This is a genomic window from Oxynema aestuarii AP17, assembly GCF_012295525.1.
Lineage (GTDB): Bacteria > Cyanobacteriota > Cyanobacteriia > Cyanobacteriales > Laspinemataceae > Oxynema > Oxynema aestuarii.
The window spans coordinates 1,674,221-1,697,313 of the sequence record NZ_CP051167.1 but is presented as its reverse complement, the minus strand read 5'-3'; the positions used below and the strand labels follow the sequence as shown (position 1 = coordinate 1,697,313).

Sequence of the window (23,093 nt, the reverse complement as noted above, 5' to 3'; positions counted from 1 at the left end):
ATTTTAACAAAAATTAATTTGACAGGGGGGACGCGCTATGACGATAATCGTAGATTGTGTGAACTTTAGCGTGAAAGACCCTTGGCTAACGTCGTAGTGATTGGCGCCCAGTGGGGCGATGAAGGAAAAGGCAAAATTACTGACCTGCTCAGTAAGTCTGCCGATGTTGTCGTTCGTTACCAGGGAGGGGTCAACGCCGGACACACGGTCGTGGTCAACGATCGGACCTTCAAGTTGCACCTGATTCCCTCTGGCATCCTTTATCCGAGTACGGAGTGCATTATCGGTTCGGGAACGGTCATCGATCCGAAAGTGTTAATTGAAGAACTCGATCAACTCGAACAGCTTCAGGTTTCGACAGCGAACCTGATGATTTCTCAAACCGCTCACGTGACGATGCCCTATCACCGCCTCATCGATGTGGCATCGGAAGAGAAACGCGGCAATCAGAAAATTGGCACGACGGGACGGGGAATCGGCCCGACCTACGCGGACAAGTCGGAACGGACGGGAATCCGGGTTCTGGATTTAATGGATCCCGACGGCTTGCGCGATCGCCTCACCTGGAGTATAGAGTACAAAAACGCGATTCTCGAAAAGCTGTACGAATTGCCGCCGTTGGATCCGGTAGAAGTGATCGAGCAGTATTTACAATATGCCGATCGCCTGCGCCCCCACGTGGTCGATGCCTCTCTCAAAATCTACGACGCTATCCAACAACGGCGTAATATCTTATTCGAGGGCGCTCAAGGAACTTTACTCGACCTAGATCACGGCACCTATCCCTACGTTACCTCGTCCAATCCGGTCGCGGGTGGGGCTTGTGTTGGGGCCGGGGTTGGGCCTACGATGATAGATCGCGTCATCGGCGTCGCCAAAGCCTACACCACTCGCGTGGGAGAAGGTCCGTTTCCCACGGAGATGACCGACGGAATCGGCGATGTCTTGTGCGATCGCGGCGCCGAATTCGGCACCACTACCGGACGCAAGCGCCGTTGCGGTTGGTTCGACGCCACCATCGGACGCTATGCGGTTCGCATTAACGGGATGGACTGTCTGGCGATCACCAAACTCGACGTTCTCGACGAACTCGACGAAATTAAAGTGTGCGTCGCTTACGAAATTGACGGACAGCGATGCGAGAACTTCCCGAATAGCGCCCGTCAGTTTGCCCGGTGCAAGCCGATTTACGAAACTCTGCCCGGTTGGAAGCAGTCTACTGCCGACTGCCGCTCCCTCGACGACTTGCCAAAAGAGGCGCTCGCTTACCTCAAGTTTTTGGCGGAGTTGATGGAAGTGCCGATCGCGATCGTTTCCCTCGGCGCCAGTCGCGACCAGACGATTATCGTCGAAGACCCGATTCACGGACCGAAGCGGGCGCTGTTGGACGCCAACGGAACGCCAGTGGATTCCAACCCGTAAGTCCCGCCGGGTCTGGCGATCGCCCCACCCACCTTTGAACACTCTCAAGCCAAGCTACCACCATGTTAGTCACCGTCGAATGTAACAAGCGCGAAGAAGGAACGAAACCGAAAGCCCTTCGCCGCAATAACTTGATTCCCGCGAACCTCTACGGTCACAACGGCGCCGAATCAATTTCCCTGACCATCGATGCTAAAACCGCTCAAAACCTGCTCAAAGAAGCGGCGGTCAACAACACGCTCATCGACCTGAGCATCCCCGATCTATCTTGGAAAGGGAAAACCATCCTGCGGGAAGTCCAAACCCACCCTTGGAAAAATAGCATCTATCACATCAGCTTTTTTGCGGTGGCCGCGCAAGCGACGATCGACCTGGTCGTTCCCGTTAACTACATCGGCGAACCTGCCGGAGCCAAAGAAGGCGGGGTCTTGGAATGCGTGATTAACGAATTACCGATTCAATGCGCCCCCGATAACATTCCCGAGGCGATCGACGTAGACGTGTCCGGTCTCGAACTCGGCGGATCCCTGCACGTGGGCGAATTAGTCCTTCCCGAAGGGGTCGTCGCTCAGATCGAACCCGAACGCACCCTGGCGAACATCCTGGTACCCCGAGGCATGGGTAAAGCGGAAGAGGAAGAAGAAGCAGGCGCCGAATTGGATCCGACCACGGCGGCACTTCTGGAATCTTACGGCGAAGAGTAGCCCAACCTGCCCGCGAAGATTCAGCATTCAGGAGTCGGAACGCACCAGACCTCTGAGATCGGGCGGGCTTCTCCATCAGCAACTCAACAATTGTCAAAGCCCGCCCGTGCGGGCTTTTTTGCATGTAGCGCCGGAGTAAAATCCGAACGACCGACCGGGGCGCGATCGCCTCGCGACGGCTAAAACGGCTACAATTGTTAATAAGAGAGATAAGAAAACCTTAAGTCTACCTGCTGGAATTTCGCCGTGCAACACTCGGATAACGCCTCAAAAACAGAACATTTCGAGTTTGACTCGATCGAATCTGCCTTGAGCGAAATCGCTGCCGGACGGATGGTGGTGGTCGTCGATGACGAAAATCGCGAAAACGAAGGCGACTTGATTTGTGCGGCCCAATTTGCGACCCCGGAAATCATCAATTTTATGGCCGTTCACGGACGGGGATTGATTTGTTTGGCCATGAAAGGCGATCGCCTCGACCAACTCGACCTCCCCTTAATGGTCACCAACAACACCGATCGCAATCAAACCGCCTTCACCGTCAGCATCGACGCCGCCCCCCATCTCGGCGTCACCACCGGAATCTCCGCCGAAGATCGATCGCGCACGATCCAAGCGACCATCAACCCCGCCACCCAACCGAAAGATTTACGCCGTCCCGGTCATATCTTCCCCCTGCGTTACCGCGAAGGGGGCGTACTCAAACGCGCCGGACATACGGAAGCAGCAGTCGATCTCGCCCGCATGAGCGGACTTTACTCGGCGGGGGTCATTTGCGAAATCCAAAACCCGGACGGGTCGATGGCGCGCTTACCCGAACTGATCGAGTACGCCCACACCCATCAACTCAAAATTATCAGCATTGCCGATTTAATCGCCTACCGCCTCCAACACGAGCGTTTTATCCGGCGCGAGACGATTGCCAGTTTACCCACGGAATTCGGCCAGTTCTCGATTTACGCCTATCACAACAGCCTCGACGATTCCGAACACGTGGCCATTGTCAAAGGCGATCCGGCCAATTTTAAAGATAAACCGATCATGGTTCGGGTTCACTCCGAATGTCTGACCGGAGATGCTCTCGGTTCCCTGCGTTGCGACTGTCGGATGCAACTGCAAGCGGCGCTCAAAATGATTGAAAATGCCGGGGAAGGGGTGGTCGTCTACTTGCGCCAAGAAGGACGGGGCATCGGGCTGATTAATAAACTCAAAGCCTATTCCCTGCAAGATATGGGCTTGGATACGGTGGAAGCGAACGAACGGCTCGGTTTTCCGGCAGATTTACGCAATTACGGCGTCGGCGCTCAAATTCTCAACGATTTGGGCGTGAGTAAAATTCGCCTGATTACCAATAACCCGCGCAAAATTGCCGGACTCAAGGGGTACGGTTTGGAGATGGTCGATCGCGTGCCGTTGTTGATCGAAGCCAATCCGTATAACTGCACCTATCTGGCGACGAAGGCGGAAAAACTCGGTCACATGTTGCTACAAACCTATTTGCTGACCGTGGCGCTGCACTGGCGGGAGGAACAGTTACGACATCCGGCGGACGAACCCTCAACCAATGACGTGCGGGTGCAACGCTGGTACGACCATTTGGAGAAAATTCGCCAATTAGCAGAAGCGGAACATCTGGTGTTGCAAGAGGAAAAACGACCCGTGACCGTGGCGTTGTTTGGCAAACCGCAATTGACGTTTCACTTGGGGCTCGACCAAGCGAATTTGGCGACGCCGGATTGGTTTAGGCAACCGGGACATCCGTATTTGAAGGCGATCGCCCAGATTCTCGATCGCATGGCGATGTGGTTCGATATGGAACGGTTGGAATTTTTGGTGTCGCCGGGGGTGGATCCCCTTAGAAATCTCGGGGTCCAACTCAAGCGTCAGACCTTTTCGCTCTCTCAGATGCCGTCGTCGGTGTGCGATCGCCTCGAAGCACAGACGATCTATTGTTTCGATGCGGAAGGAAGCCCACTCGATCCGTCGGGTTCGCCGCCATCTTAGGCGATCGCTGTTCTCCCGATTGTCGCTCTCAAAATGGCCGCTTGGGGGTCAATTTTAGACCCCTGAAGCGGTTAACGGGCGCCCCAGAAAAATGCCAATTTTGATAAAGATTGAATTCGGGGAGCCTCCGGCACGAATGGCTCTGGGTAAAATCCCCCAAATTCCTTGCATTTATGAAGGGAAAAATCGGGATGTTCCCAGTCGGAAGAGGCATTTTTTTTCTCTCAACGGCGCTCGATCCGTTCTCCAATTGGGCGACATGACGATCGCCCAAACCGAGATCGCGGCGATCGGTTTGCGATCGAAATCCATACAAAAACTGCATGGGGATCGCAACCCAATCCCCGCCGACTGCGTTAGCATAGCTAAGTAAGGACGATCGCAGATCCCCCAGAGAATATTCGGGAAAGTTCGCGCTAACTCGAATTGGTTACGAATTTGAAAATCTCTCGATCCGAGATCGGACGATCGCATTTGTGGCGATCGATGGCGAGGGGGAGAAACTAATTCAAATTACTGCCGTCAATAGCGTCAGGCTCCGGCGATCGCGGTTCCTTCCATCCCCCCAGTCCGATAAAGATTTAGCAAAAGAATTTCAAATGTTAACACAATATTAAGGTATTTATCAAAACAGTAACAAAATGTTAATCTTTTAAAGAGACATTTGGTGGCAGTGGGCTGCCGCGCGATCGCACTTGAGAGGCAAAGTTGAGAGGCAAAATGATGATGGCACAGTTAGAAACTCCCCTACCGGAAACCGATTCGTCCAAAGAAATTCTTTGCTGCTACGTCAACACGACGAGCAAAATTCAAATCGCCCGGATCTCGAATATCCCCGATCGCTACTTCGAGCGGGTCGTCTTTCCCGGTCAACGGTTGATGTTCGAGGCACTGCCGCACGCCCAGTTAGAAATTCATACCGGAGGCATGGCGGGGGCAATTTTATCCGATACGATCCATTGCACTCGTCTGGCTTGTAATTGAGGGAATCGTTTCCTGAAAGCCATTGTCGGGGGGAGTTCGACGGGATCGGCGCGACGAATTCCCTTCTTTAAGCTCCTCTGCGAGGGGTCGCGATCGCGCGATCGTGAGCCACAGAACTCTAAAATCTGATAAAAGGAATAGGGAGGCATTGCCCGCTCTCCATTGAAAAACCGAAGGTCGTGGAAAGCTCGTTGACCGTCGGTTCGATTCGATCGCGCAAGGGAGACTAAGGATGAGCGAACTCAAGGCGTTAATTTTTGACGTAGACGGGACGATCGCCGAAACCGAACGGGACGGTCATCGAGTTGCCTTCAATCGCGCCTTTGCCGATGCCGGATTGGAGTGGCATTGGACCGTCGAGTTGTACGGCGAACTGCTAGAAGTTGCCGGGGGGAAAGAGCGAATTGCTTTTTACCTGCAAGAATACCAGCCGCCGTTTAGGGAACCCGAGGATCGCGATCGCTGGATTGCCGAACTGCACGCGATCAAAACCGAACATTTTCGCGCCCTGAGTGCGAGCGGCCAAATTCCCTTACGTCCGGGAGTGCGGCGCCTGCTCGAAGAAGCCAAACAGCAAGGGATCCGACTGGCGATCGCCACCACCTCGGCCCCGGAAAACGCGATCGCCTTGATCGAACACGCGATCGCCCCGGACAGTCCCCAATGGTTTGAAGCGATCGCCGCCGGAGATATCGTCGAGCGCAAAAAACCCGCCCCGGATATCTACGATTACGTCTTGGAACAGATGGACTTAGCGCCGGAAAGCTGTTTGGCGATCGAAGATTCGCCCCAAGGCTTGACCGCCGCCACCGGGGCGGGCTTGAATACTGTAATTACAGTGAATAACTATACCGCCCGTTACCCGTTCCCCAAGGCAGCACTGACGATCGACCACCTCGGCGAACCGGACAACCCCTTTACCGTACTGGCGGGAGAAGTCGGAAACTCCACCTATTTCGATATGGCTTTGGCGCGCGAGGTTCACCGACAGGCGAGCGAGGCGCAGACGTAAGGCTCACTCGTCGAGCAGGTCCATAATTTTAACCGTCATCCGACCGCGATCGAATTCGACGACGACTTCTTCGCCGGGACATAAATCGGCAGGCGATCGCACGATCGCCCCCCCCGGAGTGCGAACCAGTGCGTAACCGCGCTGTAAAACGCGATGGGGGTCGAGACTGGCGAGGCGATCGCGCAGACTCGCACAGTGTTGCTCGCGGCGATCGAGCTGACGGCGGGTAGCGGCGAGCAGCCGTTGTTGCTGGCGGGCGAGATCCCGTTGCTGCAAGTGAAGCTGGCGATCGAGGGGCAGACGCTGCAGGCGCGATCGCGCGCGATCGAGGCGATCGCCCTCCCGATCCAACTGGCGGCGCGCGGTTTCGGACAAGCGCCCCAGGCGATCGCGGTGTTCCTTGTATAATTGCCTCCACTCCGGAACCGCTAACTTGGCGATCGCCGTCGGCGTATGGGCGCAGGCGTCCGCCACCTCGTCGGATAGAGTTTCGTCCCGTTGGTGTCCGATTCCCGAAATCGTCGGGATCGAACAAGCGGCGATCGCGCGCACCACCCGTTCGTCATTGAAACAGGCCAAATCTTCCGACGCCCCGCCACCGCGCGTCACGATCAGCACTTCAGCCCGTCCGTCCGCTTCCACCCGGGCGATCGCCCGCACGATCTCCTCCGGCGCACGCTCTCCTTGTACCGTCGCCGGAGACAGCAGCACCTGTAAACCCGGATAGCGATCGCTCAAACTCGCCTGCAAATCCCCCCACGCCGCCGCTTGGGGCGACGTCACCACCGCCAGGGTCTGCGGGTGCGCGGGTAGGGGACGCTTGCGAAGAGGATCGAACAAGCCCTCGGCTTCCAGGCGCGATCGTAACTGGCGATAGCGCAACGCCTGCAAGCCTTCCCCACCGGGAAACACCTGCCACACCTTCAGTTGGTACTCGCCGCGCTTCGGGTACAGACCCACCGACCCCAACACCATCACCTGCTCCCCCTTGAGGGGAACTTGCACCAACCTGTTGCGATGGGAATTCCAGACCACGCACCGGATCGATGCGGTTCCTTCCGGGTCTTGCAAGGTAAAAAATAAACCACTGCGGTGGTTGTTGGCGCTAGAGACTTCGCCGACCACCCAAATTTGTCGCAATTGCGGGTCGAGTTCCAAGAGAGATTGGATGTATTGGGTCAGTCCCGCCACCGAGACCGCTTGTTCTGAAACCGGGCGATCGCTCATCAATTCTGTCGTTTATCTTGTGATTTAGCCTGTACGTGCATTGTAAAACCTGTTTCCGACTGCGGCGATCGCGCATCCTCCCGACCGGGGCGATCGCTCAAAAAAAATTTATGCGGACTTTAGGATTGCCCGTCCCATCCCCGCTCGAACTCCCCTATGATGTCCTTAACTTCCCCCGCTTCCGCTCTACAATCCCCGCTCAACTTCAAAATCTAAAATCCAAAATCCACAATGACCGGGCTCTAAACTAGAATAGAAATTCAACACACCTACGATTCCCAATTTACACGAATGGCTATAGAAACTACCCTTAACCCCGAAAAAGAGAAAGCCCTCAAAATGGTGCTGACGCAGATCGAGCGCAGCTTTGGCAAAGGCTCGATCATGCGCCTCGGGGACGCCACCCGGATGAAAGTCGAAACCATCGCCAGTGGCGCCCTGACCTTAGATTTAGCCTTGGGCGGCGGCTTACCCAAAGGACGGGTGATCGAAGTCTACGGACCGGAGAGTGCGGGTAAAACCACCGTCGCCCTCCACGCGATCGCCGAAGTCCAGAAAATGGGAGGCGTCGCCGCCTTCGTAGACGCGGAACACGCCCTCGATCCGACCTATGCGTCCCAAGTCGGCGTCGATATCGCCAACCTGCTCGTTTCCCAACCCGACACCGGGGAAATGGCCCTCGAAATTGCCGACCAACTAGTGCGGTCCGCCGCCGTCGATATCGTCGTGATCGACTCCGTAGCCGCCCTAGTCCCTCGCGCCGAAATCGAAGGACAGATGGGAGATGCCTCCATCGGCTTGCAAGCGCGCTTGATGAGCCACGCCTTGCGTAAAATTACCGGAAATATCGGTAAATCCGGCTGTACCGTCATTTTCCTCAACCAATTGCGCCAAAAAATCGGCGGTTATGGCAACCCGGAAACCACCACCGGGGGGAACGCCCTCAAATTCTACGCTTCCGTCCGTCTCGACATCCGCCGCATTCAAACTCTGAAGAAAGGATCGGAAGAATACGGGATTCGCGCCAAAGTTAAAGTCGCTAAAAATAAAGTCGCCCCGCCATTCCGGATTGCCGAATTCGACATTCTCTTCGGTAAAGGCATTTCCCGCCTCGGTTGCTTGCTCGACCTCGCCGAAGAAACCAAAGTCGTCAATCGTAAAGGCGCTTGGTATAACTACAACGGCGAGAATATCGGTCAAGGGCGGGATAATGCGACCACCTATTTAGAAGAAAATCCCGAAATGGCCCTCGAAGTCGAACAGAAAGTGCGCGAACAGCTCGAACTCGGCGTGGTCGTGTCCGCGAATTCTGTCGGTAAATCGAACAACGACGGGGAAGATGGGGAGTATGAGGAATACGAAGAATACGAAGATAACGAATAATTAGTGTCGCCGAGATCTCTTGAGGATGGACGTTAGGGTGGGCGATCTCTCGCCCACCCTACTGTTTCGCTCGATAGTGGCTCCATTTAGTCGGTCGAGTTACTCGGTGGAGTAGATTTCATCGACGATTAACACGGGTTTGTTGGTAAATTCAGCTTCGATTTGCTGTTGGACTCCTAAATCCCAATCGAGATTGTAATCGCGTTGGAGTTCGTAGAGATCGAAGGAACGCAGTTGCCCCGTGACGACGAGATCTTCACCATTTCTGACGAAATCTCCCATGGTCGGGTTGATGACGAGCAAATCGCTGCCCCCGAGATCGAGGAAGTTGTGTTCTTCGAGTTTGAAGACGCCGGGAGCGAGAATTTCTTCGACTTCCCCTTCCACGGCTAAATTCATATTGTAGAAGCGATTGGGATAGTCTTCGATGTCGCCCGGGTCGGGAGCTAAGGCGAGGGAGTCCGCGACGATCGCGGGTTGTTGCTGATATTCTAGGTATAAATCCGATTCCCAAAACTCGATATCGAAATCTCTTTCGAGTTGGGCGACTTCTAATTCGCGGACTTCTCCGGTCACCTGAACGGCGACGCCATCGTCGAAGGGGAGGACGAAGGGTTCCCCCGAGTTGTTGATGACGAGGATTTCTTCGCCGTCTAAAAAGTTATCTGAAGTGAGCTTAAATGTATTCGGTTCGACGAGGTTAGCCGCTTCGCCGCGCACGGTGACTTCTTGACCGAGGTAGCGATCGCTGCGTTCTTCGATGTTCTCGATGGTACTGCGATCGGAGCGCTTGAGTTCGCCCGCCTGCAGGGGGGCGGCGAAGGGCAGCAGCAATCCCGTCAGGACGAGGGAAATCGCCCCACCGCGCCAGATCGAGCGAGTTAAGGTCGTGTTCTGAGCTGTTGTAAAAGTCATGCAGTCTTCTCCCAATGATTTTGTGTTAGTTGTGTGTTATCGGCTAGATCTTATTGCTATTCGTTATTTTTTCTGTGCTACCTTTAGCATAACGATCGCGGCGGGGCGATCGCCTCCCCCTTTAGAACCGTTTGCGCCTCTTTCTAATTGAGTATTTTGGGGAGTATTTTGGGGAGTATTGTAGAAGCTATTTCAAACAAAGTGGCGTGACGAACTTTGCGCGATCTGGGAGGGGCGATACGCCGGAGGCGTCGCTTTGCGAACGCGCGATCGCCCCTCCCAGATTCACTCAAAATCTAGGGGAAATTTATTGGACTGCGGGCATCACTTCCGTGGCGATAAACACGGGTTTATTAGAATATTCCGCTTCTAACTGCTCTTTGACCTGTAAATCCCAAGTTAAATCGTATTCTTGCTCTAATTCGCTGACGATGAAATTACGCAATTCCCCTTTAACCATCACTTGCTGGTCTTCGGTATAGGGTCGATCGGGAAGGACGCTGACCACGAGCAGATCGCTGGCTCCGGCTAATTCTTCCTCGTCTAAAGTAAACGTATTGGGACTCAAAATCTGTTCGACTTCCCCTTCAATATTGAGGGGTTGATTGTAGAAGCTTGCGGGATTTTCGGAAACGTCCCCCGGTTGCGCAATTAACTCGATCGAATTGGCGAGAATGGTGGGTTTCGCTTCGTAAGTGTCGTAAGTTCCGGGAAGCAGATCCAAGCCGAATTCATTTTCAAAATCCATGCGCTTGAAATTGCGAATTTCACCCGTTACGCGAACGTCGAGATCCTCTGCCTCGGGGGGTAGCGAGAACGGTTGACCGGAAATATTCATCACCAGAATCGGCTCGCCTCCGGCGGTCATTCCTTCGTCGATTAAGAAAGAAATGCGATCGATTTGCTGCTCGAATGCACCGCGAACGGTGACCGTTTCGCCGACTAACTGTTCGGTATTTTGGGCAACCTGTTCGGACGTTGTCGGTTCCCTACCTTGAGTGGAAACGTTCGTCGGTTCGCTGCGATTGCAAGCGCCGAGAAATAGGGTAGTAGTGGCGAGAGCGATCGCCCCCAAGCGCAGACGAACGGGGGTGTTGAGTTGCTTCTGGAGATCGAGAATAAAAGAGCGCATAAAATTGAGTTCCTCCACAGAATAAGATGTGATAAATTCGCTTAAATAAACGAACAATTAACAAGCATTTAAAAGACTGTTCGGATTGGGAACAGCCTGAGTTTAGTGTAAGGGAGTGTTCTGGCGATCGCCTCTACCGATGGAAGGGATCGAGCCTCTATCGAAATGCGTATTGTTGGCAGCAGCGAAGGTGAGATAATGAGCAAATGCCCGTTAACCTCTGCCCAATCCGTCATGTTAGAAAACTTCCGACAATTACCCCGCAACGATCGCCCGGTTTCCGTCCTCGGTGGGGTGCGATCGCTCCATACCCACGGGCGTCACGTCGATTTTGACTGCGGGGAGGCCAAAATCCGGGTCGGCGTCCTGGCCCCGAACTTAGTTCGGGTACGCCTCAGTCCGGACGGACAGTGGAAACCGCGACGGTCGTGGGCGATCGCCGCAGAAGATGAAAGCTGGACGCCGACGGGGTTCGAGCTGAGCGAAACCCCCGAAGAGATCGCGATCGCCACCGAGTGCATGGAGGTGCGGGTACGGCGTGAGAGCGGTTTGCTCGCCTGTATCGATCCTCAAGGGCGCGAATTCGCCCGAGACCTCGCCCCGGGGATGCATTGGCGCGATCGCCGGGTGGCGGCGGTGAAGGCGATCGAAGCGCAAGAGTGCTTTTACGGATTGGGACAACGGACCGGACTGTTAGAAAAACGCGGTACGGTAGCGACGAATTGGACCGTCGATTCCCTCGATTACGACTTACTCACAGACGAAATGTATCAGGCGATCCCGTTCCTGATGGTGTTGCGTCCGGGGTTAACTTACGGAATTTTTCTCAATTCCACTTACTGGAGTCGCTTCGACCTCGGCGAGGCAGATCCGAACTGCTGGCGGATGGAAACCGACGGCGGCGAGTTGGACTACTACATTATTTACGGTTCGCAACCGTCGGCGGTGGTGGCGACGTATACTCAGTTGACCGGACGCCCGCCGTTACCGCCAAAATGGGCGATCGGCTATCATCAGTCCCGTTGGAGTTACGAGTCTCAAGACGAAGTGCGCGCGATCGCCCGGGAATTCCGCGATCGCCGGATTCCGTGCGATGTCATCCATCTGGATATCGACTACATGCGCGGTTATCGGGTGTTTACCTGGCATCCCCATCGCTTTAGCGACCCCGCCGCCTTGGTGGCAGATTTAAGGGCCGAGGGCTTTAAAACGGTGACGATCGTCGATCCGGGGATTAAATACGAACCCGACGCCGATTACGAGGTCTTCGATGGCGCGATCGCCTCGGATTACTTGGTGCGCGATCGCTCCGGAAAGCTCTTTCACGGCTACGTTTGGCCCGATAAAGCCGTATTCCCGGACTTCGTGCGTCCGGAGGTGCGCCAGTGGTGGGGAGACTTGCACCAACCGCTAACAGAGATTGGAATTGCGGGAATTTGGAACGACATGAACGAACCCGCGATCGCCGATCGCCCGTTTGGCGACCCGGGGACGAAAATCTGGTTTCCCGAAGATGCGCCCCAAGGTCCGCCGGAAGAAGGGGCGACTCACGCGGAAGTTCACAACCTTTACGGTCACTTGATGGCGCGCAGTTCCTCCGAGGCGATGGAACGTCACCGTCCCGAAGCGCGATCGTTCGTGCTGACGCGATCGGGATATGCGGGAATCGGGCGCTGGTCGGCGGTGTGGATGGGAGACAATCAATCGCGCTGGGAATATTTAGAAATGTCCCTACCGATGTTGTGCAATATGGGCTTATCCGGGGTGCCGTTTGTCGGCTGCGACATCGGCGGTTTTTTCGGCAACGCCACGCCGGAACTATTCGCCCGATGGATGCAAGTGGGGATGCTCTATCCGTTGATGCGCGGTCATTCGGCGTTGGGGACGCGATCGCACGAACCGTGGTGTTTCGGCGATCGCGTCGAGCAGATCTGTCGCGAATTTATCGAACTGCGCTATCGGTTGCTGCCTTATTTCTATACGTTATTTTGGGAAGCGACCACCGCCGGAACGCCGATTTTACGTCCGTTACTGTACGAGTTTCCCGATGACGAGCAAACTTACACGATCGCCGATCGCGTGATGGTCGGTCCGTGGCTGATGGCGGCCCCGGTTTGTCGTCCGGGGGTCTCCACTCAGGCGGTCTATCTCCCGGCTGGGGTCTGGTACGACTGGTGGACCGGACAGCATTATCGCGGCCCGACGCAGATTTTAGCCGAGGCGCCGTTGGAACGGATGCCGTTATACGTGAGGGCGGGGGCGGTGATTCCCTTAGCGCAGGTCGGGCAGTTTGTCGGCGAGGGGGCGGGCGATCGCCTCACGGTGAACGTTTGGCCCCCGGGAGAGAGTGGTTTACCGACGACATTTATTCATTATGAAGATGACGGCGAGAGTTTTGGGTATCGCGAGGGGGATTGGGCGACCACAACTTATCGAGTCCGCCAGGGCGATCGCGAGATTGTCGTCGAGATTGGCGAACGTCAGGGCCATTGGACGCCGCCATCGCGGGAAGCGGTCGTCGAGGTCGTCGGAATCGGACGGCAAAGTTTCGAGGATGACGGGCGATCGCGTTCCCTGGTGTTTCCGTTGTAATTAGTTCGAGAGGGAGATACCCCTAAATCCCCCTTGGAAAGGGGGACTTGTTTGGATTGGGGGGTTTAGGCGGCGATCGCCACCTCGGCGGGAATCGCTTCCGGGAGGCGGCGACCGACGGCGGCGGCGATCGGGCGTAGGCTTTCCGCCAGGGCGACCATTGCTTCTAGGGAAAGAGCTTGTCTCGCATCGGACACGGATTTTTCCGGTTCCGGGTGACATTCGACGATCAAACCGTCGGCCCCGGCGGCGATCGCCCCTCGCGCCAAACCCGCCACCAGTTCCCGTTTCCCACTGGCGTGAGACGGATCGACGATGACCGGGAGATGGGTGATTTGTTTGAGGGCGACCACGGCGCCGAGGTCGAGGACGTTGCGGGTGTAGGGGTCGAAACTGCGGATCCCCCGTTCGCACAGGACCACGTTCGGATTTCCGGAACTGAGGATATATTCGGCGGCGAAGACGAATTCTTCCAGGGTGGCGGCGAGTCCGCGTTTGAGTAAAACGGGTTTGTTGACTTCGCCGAGGGCCTTGAGGAGGTCGAAGTTTTGCATGTTGCGGCTACCGACTTGCAGCATGTCGGCGCGATCGGCGATCGCCTCAATTTGGCTCACTGCCATCACTTCGGTCACTACAGGCATGTTGTAGCGTTGGCTGACCTCGGACAAAATCGTTAACCCCGCATCTCCCAATCCTTGGAAGGAATACGGGGAGGTGCGGGGTTTGAAGGCGCCACCGCGCAACATTTGCACCGGACTCGGGGACAGATGGCGGGCGACCTGCTCCATTTGCGCCAGACTTTCGACGGTACAAGGCCCGCCGATAACGAGCAGGTCTTCACCGCCGACGGTGACGCTTTCACCGATGCGGATGACCGAGGGATTGTGGGTTTGAGTGGCGAGTTTGGCGTTTAACATGGGGTTTTCCTCAAGATCTGGAGTGAACGTAGACGACAAAAAACCCGGAACCGTTGAAGCAGTTCCGGGTGGAGGCGATCGATTGACGCAGCAATTACCTACCCAGAACCGCTTCTGAGCCAAAAAAAGTAAAAGCTAAAAAAGGAGTTGCCAATCCGTGTCATGTCGATCGCCGAGAACGTGAATAGAACCTTAAAAACAAAAGAACCGCAGCCTTTGGTCTGCGGTTCACCGGGTAACGAGCAAGCGAAACTCGATTCACTCCCGGTGAACCTGGCTAAACCAAAAATAAAAATAGGCGGCGCGTTCGTGCATCGAATTAAGGTTAAATTTCGAGAATTAATGATGGCTATGATTGTTGAACCTAGCAAAAAGTTCCCGACTTGTCAAGGGTTAATTGCCGGATTGGGGTTTCCAAGGGGGTCGCGGCGTTCGCGAAGCGTCTCCCCAGGAAAATCGCCCCCCGTTCTCACCGATCGCACAAACCCCGATCGCTTTCCTCGATGTCCCGATTAGTTTTTAAATAATCGCCGATCCAGTCGCAACCCGCAGATCGGACGCGATCGCGATCGATCGCCTCGTCCACATTCCAAACAATCGCCTGGCGATCGCGACTTCCGGAAATCACGAATTTCCCATCGGGACTGAAGTTCACAAACCAGACCAATTTCCTATGGCGACTGAGGCTAACCAATAATTCTCCCGATCGATTCCACACTTTGACCGTGCGATCGCGTCCCGCCGTAGCGATCCTTTGACCGTCCGGACTAAACTGAACGTCGTACACCCAAGACACGTGACCTTTTAAAGTGTTCAATAAATGTCGGGAGGGTTCGACTTTCCCCCGAACGTCCCATAATTTAACCGTTCCGTCGGCGGACGCCGTGGCTAGAGTTTCCCCATTCGGACTAAACGTCACCCGGATAATCCGATCGGAATGGGCCTGGAAACTTTGCAATAACTCCCCATCCCGATTCCAAATTTTGACCACGCCTCCCCAGTCGCCAGAGGCGAGACGACGGTCGGAACTCAAATCGATCCCGCCAATCACATCGTCATGGGCAATCCACTTTTTAACTATACTACCGTCACGCTTCCACAAAATAATACGACGGTTGAGATTTTCAAAAGAACCGAGGCGATCGTCATTGGGAGAGAAAACAATCCCCCAAATATAATCTTCGTGTCCGACCAAGGTAGAGATCGGGGTACCGTCCGCTTTTCTCAAGTTAATCTTGCTTTCGATAAAATTGACATTCATAATATCCCCAGTTTTAGGATGGAGTCTCATCCATCCCCCAGGTGGATCGTTGGTTTTTCGTAATAACTTCCCTTCCCGATTCCAAAAGTACAGATAGTTATCCAGACTCCCGGTCACGATCTCTCCCGTCGCGACATTGAAACCGACTCCGAGGAGAAGCTTAGAATGCTTATTCAAGACGGTAAGTAACGGGTGAGTGAAGCGCCAAAATCGGATCGTTCCATCTTGACTGCCGGAGAGTAATTGTTGGCCGTCGGGGGTAAACTCGACCTTGACCACGGGGGCAGTATGTCCTTCAAAGGTATCGATTAACACCCCTTCGCGACTCCACAAACGCACGGTGTTGTCATCTCCACCGGAGGCGATCGTTTCGCCGTCGGGACTGAAGGTGACCGTTAGAATTGAATTGGTATGTCCGAGTAATTCAGTCGCTTGGGTGGCGTTTTCTTCATAGACAAAAATCTTATCGTTCCAGGTACCGATCGCGATCGCCTTCCCGTCGGGACTGAAGGCAATTCCACTCACCGGACCGTTGATTTGTGCAAATGTTTTGACTAAGGTTCCATCTCGTTTCCACAGTTTCACCGTACTGTCGAGACTTCCGGTAGCGATCGATTGCCCGTCGGGATGAAAAACGGCGATTAACACTTCATTGTCATGACCGTTAAAACTGCGAACTAATTCCCCTCGGACCGTCCACAGTTTCGCCGTGCGATCGCGACTTGCAGATAGTAAATATTTGCCATCTGGACTAAAACGCAGGGATTCGATCGTCGCTTCATGTCCGGTAAACTCTCGTAATTTCACTCCGTTAGCACTCCAGAGTTGGATCGATCCTTCGCTGTTTCCAACGGCGATTTTTTGACCGTCGGGACTGAAAACAACTGCCGTTTTTGTGGTTAAAGTTTTATCGATAATTTTAGATAAAACCCCGTCAATTCTCCACAGTTTGAGGCGACCTTCCCGATTGACCGAAGTAATCGATTGACCGTCGGGAGAAATGCTCGCGTCCATCACCGGACTGGTGTGATTCAACCGATTGTATTCGATCGCGCCATATACGGCTTGTCGCAAAACAGAATCAATTTGGCGCTGGACTTTGGGATCTTCCCAGTGGAGTTGTTTTTTCCTGAAATCGGCTTTAAGTGCTTGAACTAAGGCGTCTAATCTTTGCTCGGAAGCAAATAAACCTTGAGAGGAAGAAATTAACGCTTGAATTTCACTAATACTAGCTTGTTTTTGACGGGCGATCGCCGTTCGATATTGCCAGAAGGTAGAGAGTCCCAACCCGATAGAAACGAGGAGCGCCGCAGTAACTACCCGGAGAAATCGCCGTTGTAATTTGGCTTCTTTGGCGATCGCCTTACCCCGTTCCAAGTCCAAAACTTGCTGCATTTCGCGGCGATCGAGGTCCTGACTTTTGGCTAAAAACTGATAGTCGATATCGCTCAAACTTTTGCCTTGAGCCCAAGTTTGGGCGTCAAATAATGCTTGTCCGCGTAACAGTCGCGATTCGTCGGTTTGACCGGACTCGACCCACGCATCGAGAGCTTGAGAATAGGGGCGCAGATCTTGCAATTTGCGTGCGACCCATTCGAGACAAAAGACTTCTCGATAAATACGATTTCTGATAACGAGTAAGTTATCTTTTTTTTCAATTAATCCACTCAGAAATAGTTCGATTTGCTCCGAACTGTCATCGCTGACAACCTCGCCCCCTTGTAAGATTTGCTGATAAATTCCGAGTAAGCGTCCGGCGCGTTTGGGATTTCGCAAGAGGCGATCGCGAATGGTGCGTAAATGTTCGGGTTCGTCTTGACCTTGCCAGTTGTCGATAATGCGCGATCGCACGGCATCTTCGACCCAAAAAGATTCGGTTCCCGGAAACATTTTCATCTGCCCGCTTTGCGAGTTCAAATTCCTGGGGCGATCGGCGAGCAGTTGGAGCAGTAATTTACACAATTTTTGGGTTAAAAACGGTTGTCCCCCAGTCCATTTTAAGATTTCTTGAATTAACTCTCTCGGATTCTTAACCCGACCTTCAAAGCCCTGGATGAGGGGATCGACTTCCGATAAGTCGAAGCCGCGCAATTCGATCGCCCGTCCGATATTAAAGGGCGTCCGGTGGCGATCGCGAATTAAATCCGACGGGGTGGCGACGCCAAAAATTGCAAAGGTAATTCGCTTATATTCCGGTTGGATCGCTCGTTGGTTATAGCAAAAGCGAATGAGTGCAAAAAAGTCATCGATGGAAAAGGGAAGCGTCAGAATACTGTCGATTTCATCGATCAAAATAACTAAATGGCGATCGGGTAATTTTTCGAGTAAAATTTCTTCGATAAACTTACTTAACCGTTGCAATAAAGAAATTTCATTTTCATCGCGCCACCAATTTTTTACGTTAAACTTACCGAACAGTCCGAATCCCTGCCACAGTTCGGTGACAATGCCTTTGTACCATTGCAACGGTTCGATATTTTCGCTACCGATGCGGGTCATGTCCAAGGTCGTGCATTGGAATCCTTCCGCTTGCAGGCGGTGGCGCGTCCGCACTAACAGGGAGGATTTCCCCATCTGGCGGCTATTGAGGACATAACAAAAGTCACCCTGTTTTAAGGCTTCGTAGAGTTCGCGGTCTGCTTTCCGTTCGATGTACGTCGGATTGCTGAGGCTGAGGCTGCCGCCAACTTGATAGGAAGATAAGCTCATGAGTAATAGAGAGGAAAAAAAGCAGAGGTCGAGACCCGAGCGAGGGCTTTTCTTGCGGTGAGTCGTCTGTTATTAATTTAAGTCTTTTGCCCTTCAACAACTCATTTTTCTTTAAAGGTCACGTTAATCTTAACAAGAAACTACAGAGTAACTGCAACCCAATGTCACGAAACTTGTAGTGCGATCGCCCAACGGTCTTGTTTTCCTCTCTTTTTGTCCAATGTTTGTTGATTAATTCATATTTTATGTGTCAAGCGATACCAAGTTTGGTGATTTCAAACCCAAGCCGTCGCCGTAGTTTCCCCATCCTCTATTCTTTGAGTCTAAAATCTAGAATCTAAAATCTAAAATCTAATACCATTGTTCTAAACCCCTCATTATTTTTGGAAAATCGTATAAAATTAAAAATTATCACATAAGGCGCGATCGCCCGGGTCTAGTTCGTCATGGCTGTGCAAGTAATCGCGCACCCAGTGGCAGGCATAAGTCAATTCATCTAACTTGAGAATTTCAACTAAATTCCAGACAATCACGGTTTGGTCGTCGCTACCGGAGGCGATCCAGGTGCCATCGGGACTGATGGCGATGTTGCGGACGGCTCCACTGTGGGCTTCCAGGGTTTTCATTAAGGTTCCCCCCACAGTCCAAATGGCGATCGTATTGCGGACGCTGCCAGCAATCAAGCGGCGATCGTCGGGAGTGAACGTTATCCCCCAAATGCCGCCGCCTTCGCCGGGTAAGGTTTGCAGCCACTCCCCCTCCCGAGTCCACAGGTCGATCGCGTCGTCGGCAGCGCCGGAGGCGAGTTGTTGGCTGTCGTGACTGAAGGCCACTTGATATACTCCCACATCGCGCACTTGGAGGGTTTTGAGCAAGCGACCCTCGTCGTCCCAGAGTTTGATGGTGGTATCTTCACTGGCGGAGGCGATCCGTTGCCTGTCCGGGGAAAAAACAACATCCCAAATGGGGGCCGCGTGTCCTTTGAGGATTTTTAACAGGGTACCGTCGCGCTTCCAAATTTTGATCGTATTATCTCCCCCTGCGGATAAAATCTGTTGGCCGTCGCGACTGATATCGACGGTGCGAATGGCGACGGCAGGATCGGCGATCGTGCGTTCTAAGGTTCCGTCTAAATTCCAAATTCTCACGGTTCCGTCCACCGAACCGGAGACGATCGTTTGACTGTCGCCACTGACGGCGACATCTAAAACCATGGAGGTGTGACCCTTGAGGGTTCGCTCTAATCGAGCGTCTTTGGTCCAAATTTTAATGGTATTATCGCCGGAACCGGAAATGACGTGACGACCGTCGGGGGAAATGGCGACGGCGCGAACGGCGCCTTGGTGGCCGATCGCCTGTTTGAGTAAGGGATTGTCCAGATGCCAGAGTTTGGCGGTTTGGTCGTTACTGACCGAGACGAGATCGCGACCGTCGGGACTGAAGTCGGCGAACCAGACTCCGGCGTCATGTCCGGCGAGGGTTTTAAATGTAGTGCCGTCGAGGTGCCACAGTTTAATCGTATTGTCGCTGGAGGTGGAGGCGATCGCCCGTCCGTCGGGACTGAAACGGACGCCCCAGATGGGACCGCGATGTCCGGTAAAGGTCTGTTGCAAGCGTCCGTCTCGGGTCCATAGTTTGAGGGTGCGATCGTCGGAAACCGAGGCGAGCCAACGATTATCGGGACTGAATGCCACATCCCAGACGAAAGATTGATGTCCGGTGAGGGTTTGCTCTAAACGTCCGTCGGCGCTCCACAGTTTGACGGTTTTGTCTGCGGAACCGGAGGCGATCGCCTTCCCGTCCGGACTCCAATCGACTCCGACAATCCCCGCTTGATGACCTTTTAAGGTTTTCACTGCCGATCCGCGCCAGTCCCAAATCCGAATCGTATTGTCTTCCCCTGCAGAGGCCAATTGTTGACCGTCGGGACTGAAACTCAAGGTCCACACGCTGGCGGTATGACCCGTTAAAGTCCGTTTTAATGTCCCGTCGAGGCTCCACAGTTTGACCGTGGTATCGGCGGAACCGGAGGCGATCGTCTGGCCGTCGGGACTGAAGTGTACGTCACGGACCGCAGCAAGATGTCCGGTGAAGGTATGCTCTAGGGTGCCGTCGGCCTGCCAAAGTTTGACGGTGCCGTCACTGCTGGCGGTGACAATATGGGATCCGTCCGGGCTGAAATCGGCGCTGACGACGCTGGTCTGATGGCCTAAAAGACGATTGTATTCTTCGATACCGTAGATGGTGCGTCCGAGGGTCAATTGGGTTTGACGGTCGAGGTGGGGATCGAGGCTGCTGAGGGCTTTGAGTTTTTGACGGGCGGCGATCGCCTGGAGTAAGGCGTCTAATTTGCGATTCGAGTCAAAATTGCCGTAAGCGGCGGAAAGGAGGGCTTTAATCTCGCTGTAGCGGGCTTCTCGTTCGCGATCGCTGGCCCGTCGGTATTGCCAGAAGGTGGTCCCTCCCAAGATCAGGGCGATCGCGAAGGCGACGCTGACGACTTTTAAGAGTAAATGCTGGAGTTTGGTGTTTTTTTGTTCTTGAATCAAGCGCGCTTCAATTTCGCGAGCCCGTTCCAGTTCTAATTTCTGTTGGGTTTCTTGGCGATCGTAGGCTTCGCTGGCCGCTAAAAATTGATAGTCGGAATCGCTCAAACTTTTGCCCCGCGCCCACTGTTGGGCATCTTTCAAGGCTCGTCCGCGTAACAGTCGGGACGGGTCGGCGCGATCGCACGCCATCCAAGCGTTTATCATTTGCGAGTACGGTCGCAGTTCGGCCAAATGCTGCTCGACCCAAGTGGAATTAAAAACTTCGCGATAAATCCGATTTTTAATGGTTAAGCGATGATTTCTTCGCGCGACCAAGCCACTGAGAACTAGTTCATTCTGCTCCGGGGATCCGTCGGCTGATACTTCCACTCCTTGCAGGAGTTTTTGGTAAATTCCCAGCAAACGAGCGCATCGAGTTTCATCGGCTAATAGGCGATCGCGAATCGTTTTTAAATGTTCCGGTTCGTCTTGTCCTTCCCAATTCTGAACGATACAGGTGCGCACGATCAAGCCGACCCAAAAACTATATTTTCCGGATTGAATCCACCCTTGCTTGCTTTTCGCAAACATCGGGATTTTTTGGCTGATGTCTAACAGTAAATTGCACAGTTTTTGGGTTAAAAAAGGTTGGCCGTCGGTCCAGGAGAAAATATTTTCTAACAAGTCGTGACCTTCGGCGAGGACGTCCAAGCCTCGGGCGAGGGGTTCGGCTTCCCTCAAGGTAAAGCCGCGCAAGGGAATTGCAGTGCCGATGTTAAAGGGCGTTCGGTGGCGATCGCGAATTAAATCCGACGGGGTGGCGACGCCAAAAATGGCAAAGCTAATCCGGTTATACTGCGGTTGAATCGCTCGTTGGTTGTAGCAAAATCGGATAAAGGCAAAAAAGTCATCGACGGAAAAGGGAAGACTGAGAATAGTATCGATTTCGTCGATGAAAACGATGAGGCGATCGTCGGGCAGTTTTTCGAGTAAGACGTCTTCGATAAAGTTACTCAAACGCTGTACTAAGGAAATGTCTTCTTCCTCTCGCCACCAGGTTTTGAGGTTGAATTTTCCTAATAGGCCGAATTTTTGCCATAATTCGGTGACGATGCCTTTGTACCATTGCAACGGCTGGATGTTTTCGCTGCCGATGCGGGTCATGTCTAAGGTCGTACATTTAAATCCTTCTGTTTCCAAGCGGTGACGGGTTCTGACTAATAGGGAAGATTTCCCCATTTGTCGGCTGTTGAGAACGTAGCAAAACTCGCCGCGTTTTAAGGCTTCGTAAAGTTGGGTATCGGCTTGGCGGCTGACGTAAGTTGGATTGTCAATCGAAAGACTGCCACCGACTTGATAATCTGAAGATGTCATGGGTTAAAGGATTAAATTTAAAAAGATTAAATTTAAGAAGATCGCCGGATCGGCGATCGCGGAGTGCTGTGATTTTTTCTTCTTCAATTGTACAAATTCAATTTTGGGATCGGCTAATGGCCTGGAATGGGTAAAAAAATAGACGGTCATTTTGACCGTCCGAGTGAGTGTTTGGGGTAAATTGAACTGGGCGCGATCGCCTCGTCTTTTAACCGCGCGTGGCTTCTAACAAACGAGAATAGTAAAAACGGGTACTGGTCATCCCCTGACGTTGGATCGAAAAACCGTTGTCTTGTAAGATCCGAACGACATCGGTTTCGCGATGTTGGTAAGCGCGGGTAGTTTTGCTCGGTCCGGGGAACAGTTCGCCAATTTTTTTGAGAACGCTCAATGCCAGTGTTTTCGGAGCAAAGCTGAGAATTAAGCGGGATTCGGCCATCGAGCATAAGTGAGAAATCATGCGCGCGGCGTCTTCTTGGGGATAGTGAATGAGAACGTCGAGACAAATCACCGTATGATATTTTCCGGCGATCGATTCGAGGTCTTGGGCGCTGAAACTGATATTATTGTTCGGGCCTAAAAAGACTTTGGCGCGATCGTAGGCTTCGGCGACCATTTTTTCGGAAATATCGCTACCGTAGACCATCGCACCCTCTTGCGCGAGGGGAATGCTCAAACTGCCGACCCCACATCCAGCATCGCAAACAGACAAACCGCGCAAGTTACCGTCAGCTTTGAGCCAGTCCATGACGGTATCGACGGTTTGCTGATGTCCTTTGCGAATGTCGAGTTGGACTTTGTTGACTTGTTCGGTGCCGTAAATTCGCCGCCAGCGATCGAATCCGGTGGCGTTGAAATAGTCTTTGACAACGGTTTTATCGTCTACTGCGTTCATCTAAATCCCGGATACTGAATGATTCCCAGCTTTC

At 53.4% G+C, this 23,093-nt stretch carries 14 protein-coding genes and 1 pseudogene; 8 read left to right on the top strand and 7 right to left on the bottom strand.

Going from position 1 to position 23,093, the window contains the following annotated elements:
- The first annotated feature begins 81 nt into the window (after positions 1 to 81).
- The 6 genes and pseudogenes from HCG48_RS06830 to HCG48_RS06805 all read left to right on the top strand — a co-directional run bounded on the left by HCG48_RS06830 (position 82) and on the right by HCG48_RS06805 (position 6,126).
- Entirely contained in the window at positions 82 to 1,422 is a 1,341-nt protein-coding gene (locus HCG48_RS06830) for an adenylosuccinate synthase (RefSeq protein WP_168568481.1), read from the top strand.
- 62 nt (positions 1,423 to 1,484) lie between these two features.
- Positions 1,485 to 2,126 carry a 50S ribosomal protein L25/general stress protein Ctc gene (locus HCG48_RS06825; protein WP_168568480.1) on the top strand — a complete coding sequence of 214 codons (642 nt, stop codon included), beginning with the start codon at positions 1,485 to 1,487 and terminating at the stop codon, positions 2,124 to 2,126.
- A gap of 246 nt (positions 2,127 to 2,372) precedes the next feature.
- Entirely contained in the window at positions 2,373 to 4,130 is a 1,758-nt protein-coding gene (gene ribBA, locus HCG48_RS06820) for a bifunctional 3,4-dihydroxy-2-butanone-4-phosphate synthase/GTP cyclohydrolase II (protein WP_168568479.1), read from the top strand.
- 136 nt (positions 4,131 to 4,266) lie between these two features.
- On the top strand, positions 4,267 to 4,503 hold the full coding sequence (locus HCG48_RS06815) for a hypothetical protein (protein ID WP_168568478.1): 237 nt from the start codon (positions 4,267 to 4,269) through the stop codon (positions 4,501 to 4,503).
- 353 nt (positions 4,504 to 4,856) lie between these two features.
- A pseudogene (locus tag HCG48_RS06810) lies at positions 4,857 to 5,102 on the top strand (DUF1830 domain-containing protein); the annotation flags it as partial.
- A gap of 244 nt (positions 5,103 to 5,346) precedes the next feature.
- Positions 5,347 to 6,126 (top strand): HAD family hydrolase, encoded by a 780-nt coding sequence (locus HCG48_RS06805; RefSeq protein WP_168568477.1) that lies wholly within the window; start codon positions 5,347 to 5,349, stop codon positions 6,124 to 6,126.
- Between the two features lie 3 nt (positions 6,127 to 6,129).
- On the opposite strand, the gene xseA is transcribed toward HCG48_RS06805, so the two are convergent.
- Complete coding sequence (xseA, locus tag HCG48_RS06800; protein WP_168568476.1) at positions 6,130 to 7,353, bottom strand: exodeoxyribonuclease VII large subunit; 1,224 nt, start codon at positions 7,351 to 7,353, stop codon at positions 6,130 to 6,132.
- Between the two features lie 291 nt (positions 7,354 to 7,644).
- Here xseA and recA point away from each other — a divergent pair, with 291 nt between their 5' ends.
- Positions 7,645 to 8,736 (top strand): recombinase RecA, encoded by a 1,092-nt coding sequence (gene recA, locus HCG48_RS06795; protein WP_168568475.1) that lies wholly within the window; start codon positions 7,645 to 7,647, stop codon positions 8,734 to 8,736.
- Between the two features lie 99 nt (positions 8,737 to 8,835).
- Here recA and HCG48_RS06790 read toward each other — a convergent pair whose 3' ends face one another.
- A complete protein-coding gene (locus HCG48_RS06790) occupies positions 8,836 to 9,651 on the bottom strand; it encodes a hypothetical protein (RefSeq protein WP_168568474.1) in 816 nt (271 codons plus the stop codon).
- Positions 9,652 to 9,958: 307 nt separating this feature from the next.
- A complete protein-coding gene (locus tag HCG48_RS06785) occupies positions 9,959 to 10,783 on the bottom strand; it encodes a hypothetical protein (RefSeq protein WP_168568473.1) in 825 nt (274 codons plus the stop codon).
- Positions 10,784 to 10,981: 198 nt separating this feature from the next.
- Here HCG48_RS06785 and HCG48_RS06780 point away from each other — a divergent pair, with 198 nt between their 5' ends.
- A complete protein-coding gene (locus HCG48_RS06780; RefSeq protein ID WP_246259943.1) occupies positions 10,982 to 13,375 on the top strand; it encodes a glycoside hydrolase family 31 protein in 2,394 nt (797 codons plus the stop codon).
- Positions 13,376 to 13,440: 65 nt separating this feature from the next.
- On the opposite strand, the gene aroF is transcribed toward HCG48_RS06780, so the two are convergent.
- The 4 genes from aroF to bchM all read right to left on the bottom strand — a co-directional run bounded on the left by aroF (position 13,441) and on the right by bchM (position 23,059).
- Positions 13,441 to 14,292, bottom strand: a complete 852-nt coding sequence (gene aroF, locus HCG48_RS06775) for a 3-deoxy-7-phosphoheptulonate synthase (RefSeq protein WP_168568472.1) — start codon at positions 14,290 to 14,292, stop codon at positions 13,441 to 13,443.
- Positions 14,293 to 14,761: 469 nt separating this feature from the next.
- Positions 14,762 to 18,262, bottom strand: a complete 3,501-nt coding sequence (locus HCG48_RS06770; RefSeq protein WP_168568471.1) for an AAA-like domain-containing protein — start codon at positions 18,260 to 18,262, stop codon at positions 14,762 to 14,764.
- A 401-nt stretch (positions 18,263 to 18,663) separates the two neighbouring features.
- A complete protein-coding gene (locus HCG48_RS06765) occupies positions 18,664 to 22,164 on the bottom strand; it encodes an AAA-like domain-containing protein (protein ID WP_168568470.1) in 3,501 nt (1,166 codons plus the stop codon).
- A 208-nt stretch (positions 22,165 to 22,372) separates the two neighbouring features.
- A complete protein-coding gene (bchM, locus tag HCG48_RS06760; protein ID WP_168568469.1) occupies positions 22,373 to 23,059 on the bottom strand; it encodes a magnesium protoporphyrin IX methyltransferase in 687 nt (228 codons plus the stop codon).
- Positions 23,060 to 23,093 lie beyond the last annotated feature (34 nt).

What these genes read in the sequence shown, in the direction of transcription:
- HCG48_RS06825 (WP_168568480.1), top strand. Translation starts at nt 1,485, where the DNA reads ATGTTAGTCACCGTCGAATGTAACAAGCGCGAAGAAGGAACGAAACCG.
- HCG48_RS06815 (WP_168568478.1), top strand. Translation starts at nt 4,267, where the DNA reads ATGGCTCTGGGTAAAATCCCCCAAATTCCTTGCATTTATGAAGGGAAA.
- HCG48_RS06805 (WP_168568477.1), top strand. Translation starts at nt 5,347, where the DNA reads ATGAGCGAACTCAAGGCGTTAATTTTTGACGTAGACGGGACGATCGCC.
- xseA (WP_168568476.1), bottom strand. Translation starts at nt 7,353, where the DNA reads ATGAGCGATCGCCCGGTTTCAGAACAAGCGGTCTCGGTGGCGGGACTG.
- recA (WP_168568475.1), top strand. Translation starts at nt 7,645, where the DNA reads ATGGCTATAGAAACTACCCTTAACCCCGAAAAAGAGAAAGCCCTCAAA.
- HCG48_RS06790 (WP_168568474.1), bottom strand. Translation starts at nt 9,651, where the DNA reads ATGACTTTTACAACAGCTCAGAACACGACCTTAACTCGCTCGATCTGG.
- HCG48_RS06785 (WP_168568473.1), bottom strand. Translation starts at nt 10,783, where the DNA reads ATGCGCTCTTTTATTCTCGATCTCCAGAAGCAACTCAACACCCCCGTT.
- HCG48_RS06780 (WP_246259943.1), top strand. Translation starts at nt 10,982, where the DNA reads ATGAGCAAATGCCCGTTAACCTCTGCCCAATCCGTCATGTTAGAAAAC.
- aroF (WP_168568472.1), bottom strand. Translation starts at nt 14,292, where the DNA reads ATGTTAAACGCCAAACTCGCCACTCAAACCCACAATCCCTCGGTCATC.
- HCG48_RS06770 (WP_168568471.1), bottom strand. Translation starts at nt 18,262, where the DNA reads ATGAGCTTATCTTCCTATCAAGTTGGCGGCAGCCTCAGCCTCAGCAAT.
- HCG48_RS06765 (WP_168568470.1), bottom strand. Translation starts at nt 22,164, where the DNA reads ATGACATCTTCAGATTATCAAGTCGGTGGCAGTCTTTCGATTGACAAT.
- bchM (WP_168568469.1), bottom strand. Translation starts at nt 23,059, where the DNA reads ATGAACGCAGTAGACGATAAAACCGTTGTCAAAGACTATTTCAACGCC.